This is a genomic window from Streptomyces sp. CNP082, assembly GCF_059570535.1.
The window spans coordinates 52,982-69,280 of record NZ_JCANSZ010000002.1 but is presented as its reverse complement, the minus strand read 5'-3'; the positions used below and the strand labels follow the sequence as shown (position 1 = coordinate 69,280).

Genomic DNA, 16,299 nt, shown 5'->3' with positions numbered 1-16,299 from the left:
GCAAGGAGGGGGCGGAACCGATGGCCGAGGGCACAGGCGGGGGGACGGCCGGGGCGGGCCGCTGGACGCGGTTCGTCACGGCGCGGCCCAGGCTGTCGCTGCTGCTCGCGCTGGCCTTCACGGCGCTGGCCGTGGTGGCCGGGAGCGGGGTGGCGGACCGCATGAGCGGCGGGGGGTGGCAGGATCCGGCGTCCGAGTCGGCGTATGCCGCGGACGCGCTGGACGAGCAGTTCCCCGGAGCCCGGCCGAACCTGCTGCTGCTCGTGGACAGCGGCCGGCCGGACGGGGTGGACGATCCCGCGGTCGCCGCCGAGGCGGAGCGGCTGGCCGGGCGGCTGGCGGCGGCGGACTCGGTCGAAGGGGTGACGTCGTACTGGGCCGTGGCCCGGTCCGCCGGGCAGGCGGAGGGCGGGCGAGCGGAAGGCGCGGCGGCGGAGGGCGCGGAAGGCGGGGCGGCGCAGGACGCGGCGGCCAGGGCCGCCGGCCTGCGGTCTGCGGACGGCAGCGAGGCGCTCATCGCCGCGCGGATCACCGGGGACGAGACGCGCACGAGTGAGGTCTTCGACGGTCTTGCGCCCGAATTCCGCGGCGAGCACGGCCCGGTCGAGGTGCGCCTCGGCGGGCAGGCCGCGGTCTACGACGAGTTGCAGGGCACCATCCAGGAGGACCTGCTGCGGGCCGAGATCATCGCCCTGCCGGTGACGCTCCTGCTGCTCATCGTGGTCTTCGGCAGCGCGGTCGCCGCGCTGCTGCCGCTGGCGGTGGGCATCGTCGCCATCCTGGGGACGAACGCGGTGCTGCGCGGCATCACCGCGTTCGCGGACGTGTCGGGCTTCGCGCAGAACCTGACCACGGCCCTCGGCCTCGGACTCGCCATCGACTACGCACTGTTCATCGTCCGGCGCTACCGCGAGGAGCTGGCCGCGGGCGCGGAACCGCTGGGCGCGGTCGGCACCACGCTGCGGACCGCCGGCCGCACGGTGCTGTTCTCGGCGCTGACGGTCGCGGTGTCGCTCTCGGCGATGCTGCTGTTCCCGCAGTACTTCCTGCGCTCGTTCGCGTACGCCGGCATCGCGGTGGTGCTGCTGGCCGCGGTGGCGGCGCTGACGGTGCTGCCCGCGGCGCTGGTGCTGCTCGGCCCGCGGGTCAACTCCTGGCGCATCCTGCCAAGGCGCGGCGGCGGCATGCCCGGCGGTGCCGAGAGCGGGCGCGGGTGGGCGCGGCTGGCGAAGCTGGTGATGCGCCGGGCGCCGGTCTTCGCGGTGCTGACGACCGCGGGGCTGGTCCTGCTCGGGCTGCCTTTCCTGCAGGTGGAGTTCGGTACGGCGGACGACCGGCAGCTTCCCCGGTCGGCCGAGTCGCACGTGGTGCAGGAGCACATCAGGGACGGCTTCCCGGGCACTCCCGGGGGGACGATCGAGATCTACGTCGAAGGGGACCCGGCCGTGTCGGAGCTGGCCGGGTACCGGGAGCGGATCGCCGCGCTCGACGGCGTCGAGCGGATCGACGGCCCCGCCATGGACTCCGGCGCCGGCTATCTGACCGTGACCGCGCAGGGTGAGGCGGTGGACGCCGCCAGCCAGGACCTGGTGCGCGACATCCGCGCCCTTGGGCCGCCGTTCGAGGTGTCGGTCACGGGCACGGCGGCCGATCTGGTGGACGCCAAGGACTCCATCCGGTCCGTCCTGCCCCGGGCCGCGCTCATGATCGTGCTGGCCACGCTGGTCCTGTTGTTCCTGCTCACCGGCAGCGTGCTCATACCGTTCGTGGCCGTCGTGCTCAACGCGCTGAGCCTCACCGCGATGTTCGGCGCGATCGTGTGGGTCTTCCAGGACGGCAACCTCTCCGGAGTGCTGGACTTCACTGCGACCGGCGACATCGAGACGACGCTGCCGGTGCTGATGTTCTGCGTCGCCTTCGGTCTGTCCATGGACTACGGCGTCTTCCTGCTCTCCCGCATCAAGGAGGAGTACGACCGCACGGGGGACCGGGACCGGGCCGTCGTCTTCGGGCTCCGGCGGACCGGCGGGCTCATCACCGCCGCCGCGGTGATCCTCGCGGTGGTGATGCTCGCGATAGGCACCTCCCGGGTCACCAACACCAAGATGCTGGGCATCGGCCTGGCCCTCGCGGTGCTGATGGACGCGATGGTGGTGCGCGGGTTGCTGGTGCCCGCGGTGCTGAAGCTGACCGGGGCCGCCACGTGGTGGGCGCCCGGGCCGCTGCGCCGGTTCCACGAGCGCGTCGAGCGCAGCGGATTCGGCGAAGGCGGGCCCCGGGCGCCCGGTCAGGAGCGGCAGCGGCCGGCGGAGGCGTCCGACGACCTCACGCCTGTCGGGGGGCGGTGACGCCGGCGCGGTGCGGACACCGGGCCCGCGGCGGCGTCCGCCGTGCCGCGGGCCTCGGCCTTGCTGCGGGCGTCGGCCTTGCTGCGGGCGTCCGCCTTGCTGCGGGCGTCGGCCGTCACCGGTGTCCGCGGCGCCCGCGGCTGCTGGGCCGCTGCGCGACCCAGGCGTGCACCGTGTCCGGGTGCCAGTAGGGCCTGCCGCGCTCGACGGCGTCGGGCGCCGGCAGCATCCCGTGCTTGCGGTACGACCGCACGGTCTCCGTCCGCACGCCGATGTGCGCAGCGATCTCCTTGTACGACCACAGACTGTCCGTCATCTCTGTACCTCCCGGCGGGGCGCCGGGGCAGCGCCCCTGGTGATCAGTGACCCTGTGCCCGCCGGGAGCCTCCGGCCGACCATCGGCGAGGGGTTGTCGAGCAGATGTGGTGGAGAACCGACGTAATCGTGACATTGGTAACGGGACACGCACGCGGCGTGATCGACGCATGATTGACACCGCTCCGCGGCGGCGGTTAGACCGAAACCGTTGCTGGACGAAGGGATTGCCCATGAAGACCATCGGCCACTGGATCGGCGGCAAGGCAGTCGAAGGCGCCTCGGGACGGTCGGGACCGGTCTACGACCCCGCCACCGGAGCGCAGGCCGCCGAGGTCGCGTTCGCCTCCGCCGCTGAGGTGGACGCCGCCGTCGCCGCCGCCCGCGAGGCGTTCGCGGAGTGGAGCGTGTCGTCGCTCGCGCGGCGCACCGCGGTGCTGTTCCGCTTCCGCGAACTGCTCGCCGCCCGGCGCGAGGACGTCGCCCGGCTGATCACCGCAGAGCACGGCAAGGTCCACTCCGACGCGCTCGGCGAGGTGGCCCGCGGGCTGGAGGTCGTCGAGGTCGCCTGCGGCATTCCGCAGTTGCTCAAGGGCGAGCTGTCCACGCAGGTCTCCACCCGTATCGACGTCGCCTCGATCCGGCAGCCCGTCGGCGTGGTCGCGGGCATCACGCCGTTCAACTTCCCCGCCATGGTGCCGATGTGGATGTTCCCGCTGGCCCTGGCCTGCGGCAACACCTTCGTGCTGAAGCCGAGCGAGAAGGACCCGTCGGCGGCCGGGCTGCTCGCGGAGCTGCTTGCCGAGGCGGGGCTGCCGGAGGGCGTGTTCAACGTCGTCCACGGCGACAAGGTGGCCGTCGACCGGCTGCTGGAGCACCCCGACGTCGCCGCGCTCAGCTTTGTCGGCTCCACCCCGATCGCCCGGTACGTCTTCACCACCGGCACCTCCCACGGCAAGCGCGTCCAGGCGCTCGGCGGGGCGAAGAACCACATGCTGGTGCTGCCCGACGCCGATCTGGACGCGGCTGCGGACGCGGCGGTCTCGGCGGCGTACGGCTCGGCGGGGGAGCGCTGTATGGCGGTCTCGGCGGTGGTCGCGGTCGGCGGCACCGGAGACGAGCTGGTGGCGAAGATCGCCGAGCGGGCGCGCAAGGTCCGCATCGGCCCGGGGGACGACCCCGACTCGGAGATGGGCCCCCTCATCACCCGCGAGCACCGTGACAAGGTCGCCGGCTATGTGCGGGGGGCCGCGGCGCAGGGCGCCGAGGTGGTCGTGGACGGCACGGGCTACACCGTGCCCGGCCGCGAGGACGGTCACTGGATCGGGGTCAGCCTGCTGGACCGGGTGCCGGTGGACTCCGACGCGTACCGGGACGAGATCTTCGGGCCGGTGCTGTGCGTGGTGCGGGCGGAGACGTACGAGGAGGGCGTGCAGCTCGTCAACGGTTCGCCGTGGGGCAACGGCACCGCCATCTTCACCCGCGACGGCGGCGCCGCCCGCCGCTTCCAGTTGGAGGCCACGGCGGGGATGGTCGGCGTGAACGTGCCGATCCCCGTGCCCGTGGGCTACCACTCCTTCGGCGGCTGGAAGGACTCCCTCTTCGGCGACCATCACATCTACGGCGAGGACGGCGTCCGCTTCTACACCCGGGCGAAGGTCGTCACCACCCGCTGGCCCGACCCTGCGGACGGCGGCATCGACCTGGGCTTCCCGACGTCCCGATGAGATCGGTGCCGGCATTGGGGAGGCGGAGCGTGCGGCCGGACGGTACGTTGCGGGTAACGGTGCGACTGTCTGCGGCACCGGGATCCGGACGGTCCCGGTGTTCCGCACCGCCTCCACCATCAACCGTCGTGTGTGCGAGGAGCTGATGCCGTGTCATTGATGCCCCGGGCCGGGATCCGCGAGTCGACGGAGTAACGGCACCGAATCGCCCCCTCCTTCGTCACAGTCCCGACAAGGACAGCACGAGGGAGGGGCGCGATGAGACGCGCGGTGCTCAATGGACTGGCAGGACTGGTGGCGGTGCCGCTGCTGCTGACGGGCTGCAGTGGTGGGGGAGATGACACGCACAAGGAACAGGCGTCCCTGGAGGACGCGGCCGGTGGCGGAGATGTGCCACCGCCGGCTGCCCAGGCGCCCTCCGTGGTCCCGGACGGCGCGTACGACGCCGCCCCGGAGGCCGCCGGCAAGGAGCGGGGGGACTCCTTCGTACCCGAGCCCGACATGGTCTCCACCTTCGCACTCGACGTGGACACCGCCTCGTACAGCTACGCCCGCCGCACCATCGGCGCCGGCTCGCTGCCGCAGGCGGACACCGTGCGCCACGAGGAGTTCATCAACAGCTTCCGCCAGGACTACCCCGCGCCCGAGGACGACGGTTTCTCCGTCACCGCCGACGGCGCTGCCACGACGGACGACGGCTGGTCGCTGATGCGCGTGGGGCTGGCGACCCGCCCCGACAGCAACGAGTACGGCACGAAGGCGCGCCGGCCCGCCGCGCTGACCTTCGTCGTGGACGTCTCCGGTTCGATGGCCGAGCCCGGCCGGCTCAGCCTCGTCCGCGAGGCCCTGCACACCGCGGTCGACGAACTGCGCGACGACGACGCGCTGGCGCTGGTCGCGTTCAGCGACGAGGCCCGCACCGTGCTGCCGATGACGGCCGTGGGCGGGGCACAGGAGCGTATCCACGACGCGGTCGAGAAACTGCAGCCCGCCGAGAGCACCAACGTCGAGGCCGGCATGGCCCGCGGCTACGACGAGGCGGTCGACGGCCACCGCAAGGGCGCGACGAACCGCGTCGTCCTGCTTTCCGACGCGCTCGCCAACACCGGCGCCACCGACCCCGACGCCATCCTCGACCGCATCGCCGCGGCCCGGGAGGACTACGGGATCACCCTGTTCGGCGTCGGCGTAGGCAGCGAGTACGGCGACGCGCTGATGGAGCGGCTGACCAACCAGGGCGACGGTCACACCACCTACGTCTCCGAGACCGAGGAGGCCCGCGAGGTCTTCGTCGAGGACCTGCCGCGCAACGTCGACCTGCGCGCCCGCGACGCCAAGGCCCAGGTCGTCTTCGACCAGCACGCCGTCTCCGACTACCGGCTGATCGGCTACGACAACCGCCAGGTCGCAGACGAGGACTTCCGCAACGACGCCGTAGACGGCGGCGAGGTCGGCCCCGGCCACACCGTCACCGCGCTCTACGCCGTCCGGCTCGCCGAGGGCGCCTCGGGCAGCGTCGCGACGGCCACCGTGCGCTGGCTCGACCCCGACACCCGCGCCCCGCACGAGGAGTCCAGCACCGTCGACGCGAGCGCCCTGTCCGGCGACCTGTGGGGCGCGGCCCCGCCCCGGCTGCAGCTCACCGCGCTGGCCGCCTACTTCGCCGACGCCCTGCGCGGCGGCTCCGGCGCCGGCACCACGCCCGAGCCGTATACGGAGGGCAAGGAGGGCGGTGACAGCGGCACCACCACCGGCGCCGGCTACACGCCGCTGCCCGGGGCGCCCACGGTCGGCGAACTCGCCGGTCACGCCGAGGACCTGGCCGCCGAGACCGAGGATCCGGCGGTGGGCGACCTGGCCGAGACCGTCCGGCAGGCCGTCGCGCTGACGGGCTGATCCGGGAACGCCGGCACGGCAGGGGCGGCGGGAGCCTGGCTTCCGCCGCCCCTGCAGCCCGTACGGGCGCGCTTTCCTGTCCGAACGTCCGTGCCGTACTCTGGGCGCCACATTTCCGGGACCCGGCAGCGACAGCGGTGTCCCTTCTCCAGGATCCGGCAACCGGGAGCGGCGGTGGCGCGAACGCCCGTAGTGGGGGCACCCCCCGACGTCCTCGTCGGCTATGCGGAACTGCTGGCCGAGGTGTCCGCCACCGGACGGCTGCTGCGCCGCCCCGAACTTGACGCGCTGCGCGAGCTCGGCGAGCAGGCCGCCGAGTCCGGCCGCAGCCTGCGTGAGCTGATCGGCGACCACCTCGCCGAGACCCGCCGCACCTGGGCCGCCCTGCCCGGCGTGGCCAGGGCCGCGAGCGCCGCCGAGCGGGCCCGCAGCGGCGACGCCGTGCTGGCCGCGGTCGAGGCGGCCGTCGCCGCGCTCGGCGAGGGCCACGAGCGCGCCCAGCGGCTCGCGGTCCGGCAGGAGGAGGCCGAGCGCCGCGAGTTCATCGACGACCTGCTCTACGGCCGCAGCGACCTCGGCCGGCTCGCCGAGCGCGCGGAGCGCTTCGGGCTGCGCCTGGCCCGCGCCCATGCCGTCGCGGTCGCGGCCGGCGAGGAGCCCTTCGCCGACGTCCATCCGCTGGTGCGGCGTATCGAACGGGAGCTGCTGGGCCGCTTCGGCGAGCACGACGTGCTGCTCACCACCAAGGAGGGCCAGCTCGTCTGCGTCGCCGGAAGCAGCGAGCGCGCGCTGCTGGAGGCTTTCGCCAAGGTGGCGCTGGAGCCGGGCGGCGGGTACGCCAGCGCCACCCGCGTCGCCATGGGCCGCGAGCACGCGGGCCCCAGCGGGGTCGTCCGCAGCTACGAGGAGGCGCTCGGCGCGCTCGACATGGCCGCCGCCCTCGGCCTCACACAGCCGGTGCTGCAGGCCGCGGAGCTGCTGGTCTTCCCGGTGCTGCTGCGCGACCGGGCGGCGATGGCCGATCTGGTACGCACCGTCCTGGGCCCGCTGACGCAGGCCCGTGGCGGCGCCGAGCCGCTGCTCGCGACGTTGCAGACGTGCGCCGCCGCCGGCTACGTCAACGCCGAGGCGGCCCGGCGGCTGGGGGTGAGCGTGCGCACGCTGTCGTACCGGCTGGACCGGATACGCAGCCTCACCGGCTACGACGTGGCGGACTCCCTGCACCGGTACACCTTGGAGACCGCCGCCATGGGCGCCCGCCTCCTCGGCTGGCCGGCGGAGCAGATCTAGCCGCCCCGGCGACCCCGGCCCCCGCCTTCCGCCCCCGGAGCACCCCGGCAAACCCCGGCACCCCCGGCGCCCGCCCCGCAGCTTCACCACCTGCCTGCCCCGCGTCCGGAACCGCACGCCCCCGGTTTGCGTTTCGCCCCGTAGGTGGCCCACTCTTCTCCCTGCCGCCTGTCCCGGATGTCAGGAGTCCCGAACCCATGAACACGCTTGCGCTCGGACCGGGGTGGCTGGATCCCGACTTCCTGATCGACAAGTTCGGCGTGGCCGGCGTGCTCCTGATCGTCTTCGCCGAGTCCGGGCTCCTCATCGGCTTCTTCCTGCCGGGCGACTCGCTGCTGTTCACCACCGGCCTGCTGATCACCTCGGACGTGCTCGACTTCCCGCTGTGGCTGATGGCCGTGCTCGTCGCCCTCGCGGCGATCGCCGGCGACCAGGTCGGCTATCTCTTCGGCCGCAAGGTCGGCCCCTCCCTCTTCAACCGCCCGGACTCCAAGCTGTTCAAGCAGGAGAACGTGCTGAAAGCGCACGAGTTCTTCGAGAAGCACGGCCCGAAGTCGCTGGTGCTGGCCCGCTTCGTGCCCATCGTGCGCACCTTCACCCCGATCATCGCCGGCGTCAGCCGGATGAGCTACCGGCCGTTCCTCATCTTCAACGTCATCGGGGGCATCCTCTGGGGCGTCGGCGTCACCCTCCTGGGTGCCGCCCTCGGCCGCGTCGACTTCGTGCACCAGAACGTCGAGGCGATCCTCGTCGGCATCGTGCTGCTGTCGGTGCTGCCGATCGTCATCGAGTACCTGCGCGCCCGCAGCCGCGCCAAGAAGGCACCCCCGCCAGCGCCTTCGGCCGACCAGCCGGCCGCCCCTCCGCCCGGCCCCGAGACCCCCGCCGCCGACGGCGGCGACGGCGGCCCGCAGCGCGGCCGGCACGCCCGGCGTTAGAGTCGCGTCAAAACCTCGCCGTCGTCCTGGACAAAGCGCACTTCGCTGACCAGAGCGGTATTTCGGATCACTTACGATCGCCCCGTGCCCAAGCTGACCGAACTGCCGAAGCGCATACTGATCGGCCGCGCGCTTCGCAGCGACCGGCTGAGCGAGACGCTGCTCCCCAAGCGCGTCGCGCTCCCGGTCTTCGCCTCCGACCCGCTGTCCTCGGTTGCGTACGCCCCGGGCGAGGTGCTGATCGTCCTGTCGATCGCCGGCGTCGGCGCGTACACGTACAGCCCCTGGATCACCGGGGCCATCGTCGTGCTGATGGTCGTCGTCGTCGCCTCGTACCGCAAGACGGTGCACGCCTACCCCAGCGGCGGCGGCGACTACGAGGTCGCCACCACCAACCTCGGCCGGCGCGCCGGCCAGGTGGTGGCCAGCGCGCTGCTCGTCGACTACGTGCTCACCGTCGCGGTGTCGGTCTCCGCCGGGGTGGAGAACCTGGGCTCGGCCTGGGGCTTCGCCGCCGAGAACAAAGTGCTGTGCGCGCTGATCGTCATCGGCCTGCTGACCACCATGAACCTGCGGGGCGTGAAGGAGTCGGGGACCCTCTTCGCCATCCCCACGTACGTCTTCGTCGCCAGCGTGCTGATCATGATCGGCTGGGGCGCCTTCCGCGCCCTGGCGCTCGGCGACACGATGCGCGCACCCACCGCCGACCTGGAGATCAGGAGCGAGCACGCGGGCGGCCTCGCCGGCTTCGCGCTGGTCTTCCTGCTGCTACGGGCCTTCTCCTCCGGCTGCGCCGCGCTGACCGGCGTCGAGGCGATCAGCAACGGAGTGCCCGCCTTCCGCAAGCCCAAGAGCCGCAACGCGGCGACGACGCTGGCCATGATGGGCCTGCTGGCGATCTCCATGTTCGTCGGCATCATCGCCCTCGCCATGCACACCGACGTGCGGATGGCCGAGCGGCCGGCCGAGGAGCTGGTGCGCAACGGCGAGGCGGTCGGGTCCGGCTTCGTCCAGAACCCGGTGATCGCGCAGGTCGGCGCGGCGGTCTTCGGCGACGGCTCGCTGCCGTTCGTCATCCTGGCGGCGGCAACGGCGCTGGTGCTGTTCCTGGCCGCCAACACCGCGTACAACGGCTTTCCCGTGCTCGGCTCGATCCTGGCCCACGACCGCTTCCTGCCGCGCCAGTTGCACACCCGGGGCGACCGGCTGGCGTTCAGCAACGGCATCCTCTTCGTCGCCCTGCTCGCCGGCGCCCTCGTCTACGCCTTCGAGGCCGACTCCACCCGGCTGATCCAGCTCTACATCGTCGGCGTCTTCGTCTCCTTCACCTTCAGCCAGACCGGCATGGTCCGGCACTGGAACCGCGCACTGGCCACCGAGCACGCCCCCGACGCGCGCCGGCGCATCCTGCGGTCCCGCGCGATGAACGGCTTCGGCGCGGTGTTCTGCGCGCTGGTGCTGGTGGTCGTGCTGGTCACCAAATTCAGCCACGGCGCGTGGATCGCGCTGGCCGGCATGATCTTCTTCTACGCGGTGATGGCCGCCATCCGCCGCCACTACGACCGGGTGGCGCAGGAGGTCGCGGTCGCCGAGGAGGAGGACGACGCGATGCCGCGCCCGGGGCACGTGCACTCCATCGTGCTCGTCTCCCAGCTGCACCGCCCGACGATGCGCGCGCTGGCGTACGCGAAGCTCGTACGTTCCGACAAGCTGGAGGCGCTGACCATCGGGGTCGACGCCGACGAGACCAGGACGCTGCAGCAGCAGTGGGTGGACAGCGAGCTGGACGTGCCGCTGACCGTCATCGAGTCGCCGTACCGCGAGATCACCAGGCCGCTGATCGAGTACGTCAAGCGGCTGCGCCGGGAGAAGCCGGACACGGTGATCAGCGTCTACATCCCGGAGTACGTCGTCGGGCACTGGTACGAGCACCTGCTGCACAACCAGAGCGCGCTGCGGCTGAAGGCGCGGCTGCTGTTCACGCCGGGCGTGATGGTGACCTCGGTGCCGTACCAGCTCGGCTCCAGCGAGCGCGCCAAGCGGCGGGCGCGGCGCGGTGCGGAGTGGCAGGCGCCGGGTGCGGTACGGGGCCCGGCCCCGGCGGGCGCGCGGAAGCGGCGGGAGACGACGGGGCGGTAGCGGGGCGGTACGGGCCGTCAGGTGCCGTAGGTCTTCTTCCAGCGGCGCCGGTGCCGGTGGTCGCCCTGCCCGGCGCCGTTCACGTGGCCCAGCGCGTCGAGGGTGGCGCCGCTGTTCCAGGTGCCGAGGTAGTCGCGGTGGACGGCGATCAGACCGTTCTGCTTCGCGTACGTCAGGGAAGGCCGGCTGAAGCCGGCGGTGGTGACGAAGGCGGCCACATCGGCGCCGGTGTGGGTCCTGGCGCCGAGGAGGTCGCGCAGGTCGCGTTCGGCGATCCGGCGGCTGGGCGCGTACCTCTTGCACTGCGTGATCAGCAGCCGGCCGTCGGGGAGGCGGGCGGTGACGTCGACGCCGTGGTCGCCGGACCGGCCGACGCGGCGGACGTCGGTGCAGCCGTCCCGGCGCAGCAGGAGCGCGACGTGCTCTTCGAACTCCTCGCCGGACATGGCGTCGATCTCGGTGAGGGTGCGCCGGCCGGCGCTGATCCGGTCCTCCGCGCGCCACTGGCGGTCCCGGCGCCGGATCCCGCGGTCCGTACGCCAGAGGCCGACGGCGAGCGCCCCGGCCGCGACGGCGGCGAGGGCGCCGAGGGCGTACGGCCAGACCGTGGACCAGCAGACGGCCAGGAGGGCCAGCAGCAGCGCGCCGCCGGCCGAGGCCGCCCTGAGCCGCGCGGCCCGGCGTCGCCGGGCGGCGGACCGCCGTCGTCGCGCCGCCATCGCCCCACCCCCACGTCGGTTGTCGGTGCTGTGACGTAGTGTGAGGAACGCGGCACCGGTCGTGAAGGGCGCGACTCGGCCAGTCCCGCCGGCAGCCGCCTGCCGGCTTTCGTGTACGGGCCGTCCCGCCGTGCTCAGAAGCCGCCGAAGCCGCCGTCCCCGAAGCCCCCGCCGTCCCCGAAGCCCCCGCCGCCGCCGAAGTCGCCGCCGCCGAAGCCGCCGTCGAAGTCCCCGGAGTCGAAGTCGGCGCCGGTCTGGTCCCCGCCCTCGTAGCCGTCCCCGCCCGCCCCGCCGCCCGGGGCGTACATGGTCTGCCCCAGCATCGTGCCCACCAGCAGCCCCGGGAGGAGGCCGCCGCCGAAGTAGCCGCCCGCCCACGGGGCGTAAGCCGGGCCGGCGTTCCAGTAGGGCCGCGGGCCGCCGGCCGTCTCGACCGTGCGGGTCATCGGCTCCTCGCCGGCGGCGAGGAGGTTCGCGTCCGCCGTGCACGCCGGCACCGTGCGCGGCGCGGCGCCCGGCGGGGCCCACTGCACGTCGGCGGTCGACGGGCCGTGGCGGGGGTCGAAGAAGCACGGGGGGCGGTGCTCGGGGAGCGCCGCGCCGGTGCGGCGCGCCTCCAGCGTCGCCAGCGCGAACCGCCCCTCCTCCAGCGCCTGTGTCACCCCGCGCACGTCGCGGGGGACGCCGGCCGCGTCCATCCGGGCCTTGGCCTTCTCGTACGCGTCGAGCGCCTTCTGGTAGTCCTCGCGCATCGCGTCGTCCGCGGCCGGGTCGGCGGGGTCGAAGGCGATACGGGTCATCTCCTCGCCGTACGCGGTGATGTCCTCGTCGACGACGGTGCGCAGCCGCGCCAGCTCCGCTCCGGCCCGCTTTGCGCTGCGGCGCTTGCCGCGCTGATGGACGAAGAGCGCGCCGCCGGCGATCAGCAGCACCGTCACGCCGAGGACGACGACCCCGGTCGCGCTGATGCCCACGCTGCCGTTCCAACCGGAGGGCGCGCTGCCGCGGGCCTGCCGGGCGGCCTCGTCGGCGAAGGTGACCACCTGGCCGGTGGCGTCGCCGGGGTGGGCGCCGATCGCGGCGCGGCGGAGGTTGTCGACGGCCCGGTCGGGCAGCACGCGGGAGTCGGCGGCGGCGCCGAAGCCGTCGCCGAGGCGGACGGCGTAGACGCCGGCGATGCCGGTACGCGAGCGGAGGTTCGGCAGCACGTCGCGGGCGGCGACACCGGAGTCCGCGGGGAGCACGGCGACGAAGACGGGGCGGTCCTCGTCCTTGATCCGGGCGGCGAGCGCGTTGGCCCGGCCGACGGACAGTTGGCCCCGGACGTCGGGGTGGACGTAGACGGGGCGCTCGCGCAGCGCCTGGGCGGCGTCGCCGACGGGGTCCTGGGCGTGCGCGGGGGACGCCGTGAGGAGCGTGGCGAGGAGGGCGAGGAGTGGCGCCAGGAACCGGTGCATACCTGACATTCTTCCGGTGTGGTGGGCGGACGCCACCCGGGTTCCGGCCGCTGCCTCCCGCTACGTCCCGACCATCACCGCTCCGTCCAGGTCGCACGCCTGGAGCCGCCCGCACATGCCGAGCCGCGCCGCCGCCCCCGTCCGCTGCACCGACGCCGCCCGCAGGTGGCCGCCGTCCGTGCGCAGCGCGTCCAGGTGCGCGGCCGTCGCCGCCGCGGCGGCGGCCGGGCCCCGTTCCCAGCGGGTCCGCCAGTCGTCCAGGTGCGGACGTACGAGCTCCACCGCCCGCGCGTGGAACGCCGCCAGCGGCCCGGTGTCGCCCGCCCGCGCGGCCCCGGCCAGCTCGGCGAAGCCGGCCAGCGCCAGGTCGCGGCGCGCCTGCGCGGACTTCTCCGGCTCCGCCGGGTCGAGCGCGGCGGCGCGGGCGTAGGCGGCGTCGTCGGAGAGGACGTCGGGCGGGAAGGGGAAGACGGCGTCGCCGGCCTCGGGCAGGCCCGCGTTCTGCATCAGGACCAGGATGTCGAGCCGGCCGTCGGCGTTGACGAGCCGGTGGATGGTGCCGGGCGTGAACCAGACGACGGCGTCTTCGGCCAGCTCGGTCTCGGCGTACCCGGAGGTGGTCAGGGTCTGCACGGCGCCGTGGCCGCCGAGGACGACGTACGCCTCGGTGCAGGCGAGGTGCAGATGCGGGGTGCCGCCGCGGAGGCCGTCGGGGGCCTGCCAGTCGTAGACGCGGAGCCGGGAGACGCTGACGCCGCCGGGAAGGGGCGGGAGTGCGGGATCGGCCATGGGCACCAGCATGACGCAAGCGCTTTCTACGGGCCAGCCCCCCGGACCGTCGGATCTCCGGCCGTGCCGCGGCACGGTGCGGGAGGCGGCCGGCGTGCGGTCCGCCGGCGGCCGGTTCTGTCAGTGGGGCGGCCTACCCTTGGGCGGGTGTGCGGGGGGCGCAGGGGAAGGCAGGGGAAGGCAGGGTTTCGGGTGTTACGCGGGCTGCGCCAGCGTGTAGCCCTCGTCCAGCAGCCGCGGCAGGTAGTACTCCAGCGCCCGTACCGTCGCCCATCTGTTGCCCCCGCCGTCGTGCGCCAGCACGATCGCGCCCGGATGCGCCTGCCCGAGCACGGTCGTCTCGATGAACGCCTGGTCGCGGAAGTCCCAGTCGAGGGTGTCGATGTCCCACTGGAAGGGCTCCATCTGCAGTTGCGCGCAGATCTCCAGGCTCGGCGGGTGCCACATCCCGTACGGCGCCCGCGCCAGCCGCGGCGGCGCACCCAGCTCCTTCGCCACCAGCTCGCAGGTCCGCTCCAGTTCCTCGCGCACCCGCGGGGTGCTGATCAGGTCGAGCTGCGGGTGGGTGTAGGAGTGGTTGCCGACGACGTGGCCGTCGGCGGCGATCCGGCGCAGCACGTCGCGGTTCCAGGGGATGTTCTCGCCGATGACGAAGAACGTCGCGTGCGCCCGGTGGCGTCGCAGGATCCGCAGGATCTCCGGCGTCTGCGTCGCGTGCGGGCCGTCGTCGAAGGTGAGCGCGATCTTCTTGCCGGTCTCCCGGAGCATGGTGTGCGGCGCGGCGCGCACCGCCACCGGCCGGGTCGGTCCTGCGATACGGGCCATGCCGCCGGACGTCGTCATCGGAGCGGCGCCGGTGCGGCCGGCGGCCGGGCGCAGCGGGTACGAGGCGTGGCCGAGCGGCTTGCCGTTCGCCAGCTCCGCCCCGTCGGCCGCTCCCGGCCTGGGGGTGTGTGCGTCGGGGGCGATGGCGAGCTGGTACGCGCCGAGCAGGCCCAGGCAGAGCGCGGTGCGCCGGGGCAGCCCCCGGGTGGGGTATTTGTCATATTTCATGACCAACTGGTCTCACAGGGCGGAGCCCGGGAAGGCCAGCGACACGGGGCGGCGGAGGGAAGCACCGGATCGGGCCCCGGAGAGTGGCGCGCGGGTCCGTAACGGGGTAGTCGTGAGGGCGTCTTGAGCGTCTTGCCCGCCTGCGGAGGCGGGGTGCGCGAGCGTCGCGTCTGCCCCGTGCCGTCGGCCGCACCCGGCACCGACCCCGTCATCCGGCAATTCATCCGACCGGCCCGTGTGCTGTTCTGCCGCCTCCCGGGCGCCCGCCCGGGAGGGCCCGTCGCGGCCCTGTCCCCGGGCTCGTTCCGGTGCCTCCGAGAGGGTCCGGCTACGCCGAACGGCCCAGGTGGCGCCCCTTCGACAGCGTGCCGGGGCGCGGACGGGGCTTCACTGGAGTCATCGGGTACGGAGCCGGGCGCGGCCGGGGAGCGGGCCGCGCCGGTCCGTGCCGCGCCGGGTGCGAGCGGAGGAGTGACGCTGTGCGGGCGACGTTCACGCTGGGGCGCATCGCCGGCGTCCGGATCGGGGTCCACTGGAGCGTGGTCCTCATCTTCGGCGTCATCGCGGTCGGGCTCGCGCAAGGCCAGCTCCCGGAAGCCGAGCCGGGCCACGTCTGGGCGCTGTACTGGGCGGCGGGCCTGGGAGCCGCCGTGGTCTTCTTCGTCTCCCTGCTGGCCCACGAACTGGCGCACGCCTTGGTGGCGCGGCGCAACGGCGTTTCCGTGGACGACATCGTGCTGTGGCTGCTGGGCGGGATGGCCCGGCTGAAGTCGGAAGCGTCGAACCCGGGGGCGGAGCTGCGGATCGCCGGTGTCGGGCCGCTGGTCAGCCTGCTGCTGGGCGGACTCTTCGTGCTGGGCACCTGGCTGCTGCACCTGGCGTCCGCGCCGGCGCTCCTGGTCCTTGTCATGGGGTGGCTCGCGGGTATCAACCTGCTGCTCGCCGTCTTCAACGCCCTGCCGGCCGCGCCGCTGGACGGCGGGCGGCTGCTGCGCGCCCTGCTGTGGTGGCGTACGGGCGACCGGCTGCGGGCGACCGCCGGGGCCACCGCGGCGGGGCGGGCCCTGGGCTGGCTGCTCGTCGTGCTGGGGCTCGTGACGTTTCTGAGAGGCGGCGGGTTCGGCGGGCTCTGGCTGGTCCTGATCGGCTGGTTCCTCATCGGGGCCGCCACCGCAGAGGCGCGGCAGGCGCAACTGCGCGGCCTGCTCGCCGGCGTCCCCGTGCGGAACGCCATGACGCGGGATCCGGTCGTGGTGCCCGAGGAACTGGACGTCGCGGAGCTGCTGGACAACCTGTACTACCGGCACGGGGCGTTCCCGGTGACCGCCGGGAACGGGGAACCGGTCGGGCTGGTGACGCTGCGCGACGCCCGGCACGCGCGGCCCGAGGGCGGCGGGACGGTGACCGTGGGCGAGGTGATGGTGCCGGTGTCCGAGCTCATCGTCGTCGGCCCGGACGACTCCCTCGCCGACCTCCTGCCCCGCATGGAACCCGGTCCCGAGCACCGCGTCCTGGTCACGGAGGAGGGGAGGCTCGTCGGGATCCTGTCGCTGTCGGACGTCAGCCGTACGGTGACCTACCTGATGGAGACCGCCCCCCGCGGGAGACGGGGCCTCTGACCGCGCGCC

Annotated in this window: 12 protein-coding genes; 7 read left to right on the top strand and 5 right to left on the bottom strand. The window is 73.8% G+C overall.

Features of this window, described 5'->3' with window-relative positions; genetic code table 11:
• Positions 1-20: 20 nt before the first annotated feature.
• The gene (locus B124_RS01860; RefSeq protein WP_496500821.1) at positions 21-2,348 is read left to right on the top strand and encodes an MMPL family transporter; all 2,328 of its coding nucleotides are present in this window, start codon (positions 21-23) and stop codon (positions 2,346-2,348) included.
• 115 nt (positions 2,349-2,463) lie between these two features.
• Here the strand turns inward: B124_RS01860 and B124_RS01855 are convergent, their stop codons facing one another.
• A complete protein-coding gene (locus B124_RS01855) occupies positions 2,464-2,664 on the bottom strand; it encodes a helix-turn-helix transcriptional regulator (protein ID WP_496500820.1) in 201 nt (66 codons plus the stop codon).
• 232 nt (positions 2,665-2,896) lie between these two features.
• Here B124_RS01855 and B124_RS01850 point away from each other — a divergent pair, with 232 nt between their 5' ends.
• The 5 genes from B124_RS01850 (at position 2,897) to B124_RS01830 (ending at position 10,653) form a co-directional block, all read left to right on the top strand.
• A complete protein-coding gene (locus tag B124_RS01850; RefSeq protein ID WP_496500819.1) occupies positions 2,897-4,390 on the top strand; it encodes a CoA-acylating methylmalonate-semialdehyde dehydrogenase in 1,494 nt (497 codons plus the stop codon).
• Positions 4,391-4,648: 258 nt separating this feature from the next.
• The gene (locus B124_RS01845) at positions 4,649-6,286 is read left to right on the top strand and encodes a vWA domain-containing protein (protein WP_496500818.1); all 1,638 of its coding nucleotides are present in this window, start codon (positions 4,649-4,651) and stop codon (positions 6,284-6,286) included.
• Between the two features lie 174 nt (positions 6,287-6,460).
• On the top strand, positions 6,461-7,576 hold the full coding sequence (locus tag B124_RS01840; protein ID WP_496500817.1) for a PucR family transcriptional regulator: 1,116 nt from the start codon (positions 6,461-6,463) through the stop codon (positions 7,574-7,576).
• A gap of 197 nt (positions 7,577-7,773) precedes the next feature.
• Positions 7,774-8,514 carry a DedA family protein gene (locus B124_RS01835; protein WP_496500816.1) on the top strand — a complete coding sequence of 247 codons (741 nt, stop codon included), beginning with the start codon at positions 7,774-7,776 and terminating at the stop codon, positions 8,512-8,514.
• Positions 8,515-8,598: 84 nt separating this feature from the next.
• Positions 8,599-10,653: an APC family permease gene (locus tag B124_RS01830; RefSeq protein ID WP_496500815.1), complete on the top strand. Its 2,055-nt coding sequence runs from the start codon at positions 8,599-8,601 to the stop codon at positions 10,651-10,653.
• Positions 10,654-10,670: 17 nt separating this feature from the next.
• On the opposite strand, the gene B124_RS01825 is transcribed toward B124_RS01830, so the two are convergent.
• From B124_RS01825 to B124_RS01810, 4 genes are all read right to left on the bottom strand, one after another.
• A complete protein-coding gene (locus B124_RS01825) occupies positions 10,671-11,372 on the bottom strand; it encodes a restriction endonuclease (RefSeq protein ID WP_496500814.1) in 702 nt (233 codons plus the stop codon).
• Positions 11,373-11,506: 134 nt separating this feature from the next.
• Positions 11,507-12,829 carry a hypothetical protein gene (locus B124_RS01820; protein WP_496501020.1) on the bottom strand — a complete coding sequence of 441 codons (1,323 nt, stop codon included), beginning with the start codon at positions 12,827-12,829 and terminating at the stop codon, positions 11,507-11,509.
• A gap of 60 nt (positions 12,830-12,889) precedes the next feature.
• Positions 12,890-13,630 carry a cupin domain-containing protein gene (locus B124_RS01815; RefSeq protein ID WP_496500813.1) on the bottom strand — a complete coding sequence of 247 codons (741 nt, stop codon included), beginning with the start codon at positions 13,628-13,630 and terminating at the stop codon, positions 12,890-12,892.
• Between the two features lie 183 nt (positions 13,631-13,813).
• A complete protein-coding gene (locus B124_RS01810; protein WP_496500812.1) occupies positions 13,814-14,671 on the bottom strand; it encodes a polysaccharide deacetylase family protein in 858 nt (285 codons plus the stop codon).
• Between the two features lie 479 nt (positions 14,672-15,150).
• Between B124_RS01810 and B124_RS01805 the strand changes: the two genes are divergently transcribed.
• Positions 15,151-16,290 carry a site-2 protease family protein gene (locus B124_RS01805; protein WP_496500811.1) on the top strand — a complete coding sequence of 380 codons (1,140 nt, stop codon included), beginning with the start codon at positions 15,151-15,153 and terminating at the stop codon, positions 16,288-16,290.
• Positions 16,291-16,299 lie beyond the last annotated feature (9 nt).

Coding starts and splice junctions, on each gene's coding strand:
- B124_RS01860 (WP_496500821.1), top strand. CDS start 21: ATGGCCGAGGGCACAGGCGGGGGGACGGCCGGGGCGGGCCGCTGGACG.
- B124_RS01855 (WP_496500820.1), bottom strand. CDS start 2,664: ATGACGGACAGTCTGTGGTCGTACAAGGAGATCGCTGCGCACATCGGC.
- B124_RS01850 (WP_496500819.1), top strand. CDS start 2,897: ATGAAGACCATCGGCCACTGGATCGGCGGCAAGGCAGTCGAAGGCGCC.
- B124_RS01845 (WP_496500818.1), top strand. CDS start 4,649: ATGAGACGCGCGGTGCTCAATGGACTGGCAGGACTGGTGGCGGTGCCG.
- B124_RS01835 (WP_496500816.1), top strand. CDS start 7,774: ATGAACACGCTTGCGCTCGGACCGGGGTGGCTGGATCCCGACTTCCTG.
- B124_RS01825 (WP_496500814.1), bottom strand. CDS start 11,372: ATGGCGGCGCGACGACGGCGGTCCGCCGCCCGGCGACGCCGGGCCGCG.
- B124_RS01820 (WP_496501020.1), bottom strand. CDS start 12,829: ATGCACCGGTTCCTGGCGCCACTCCTCGCCCTCCTCGCCACGCTCCTC.
- B124_RS01815 (WP_496500813.1), bottom strand. CDS start 13,630: ATGCTGGTGCCCATGGCCGATCCCGCACTCCCGCCCCTTCCCGGCGGC.
- B124_RS01810 (WP_496500812.1), bottom strand. CDS start 14,671: ATGAAATATGACAAATACCCCACCCGGGGGCTGCCCCGGCGCACCGCG.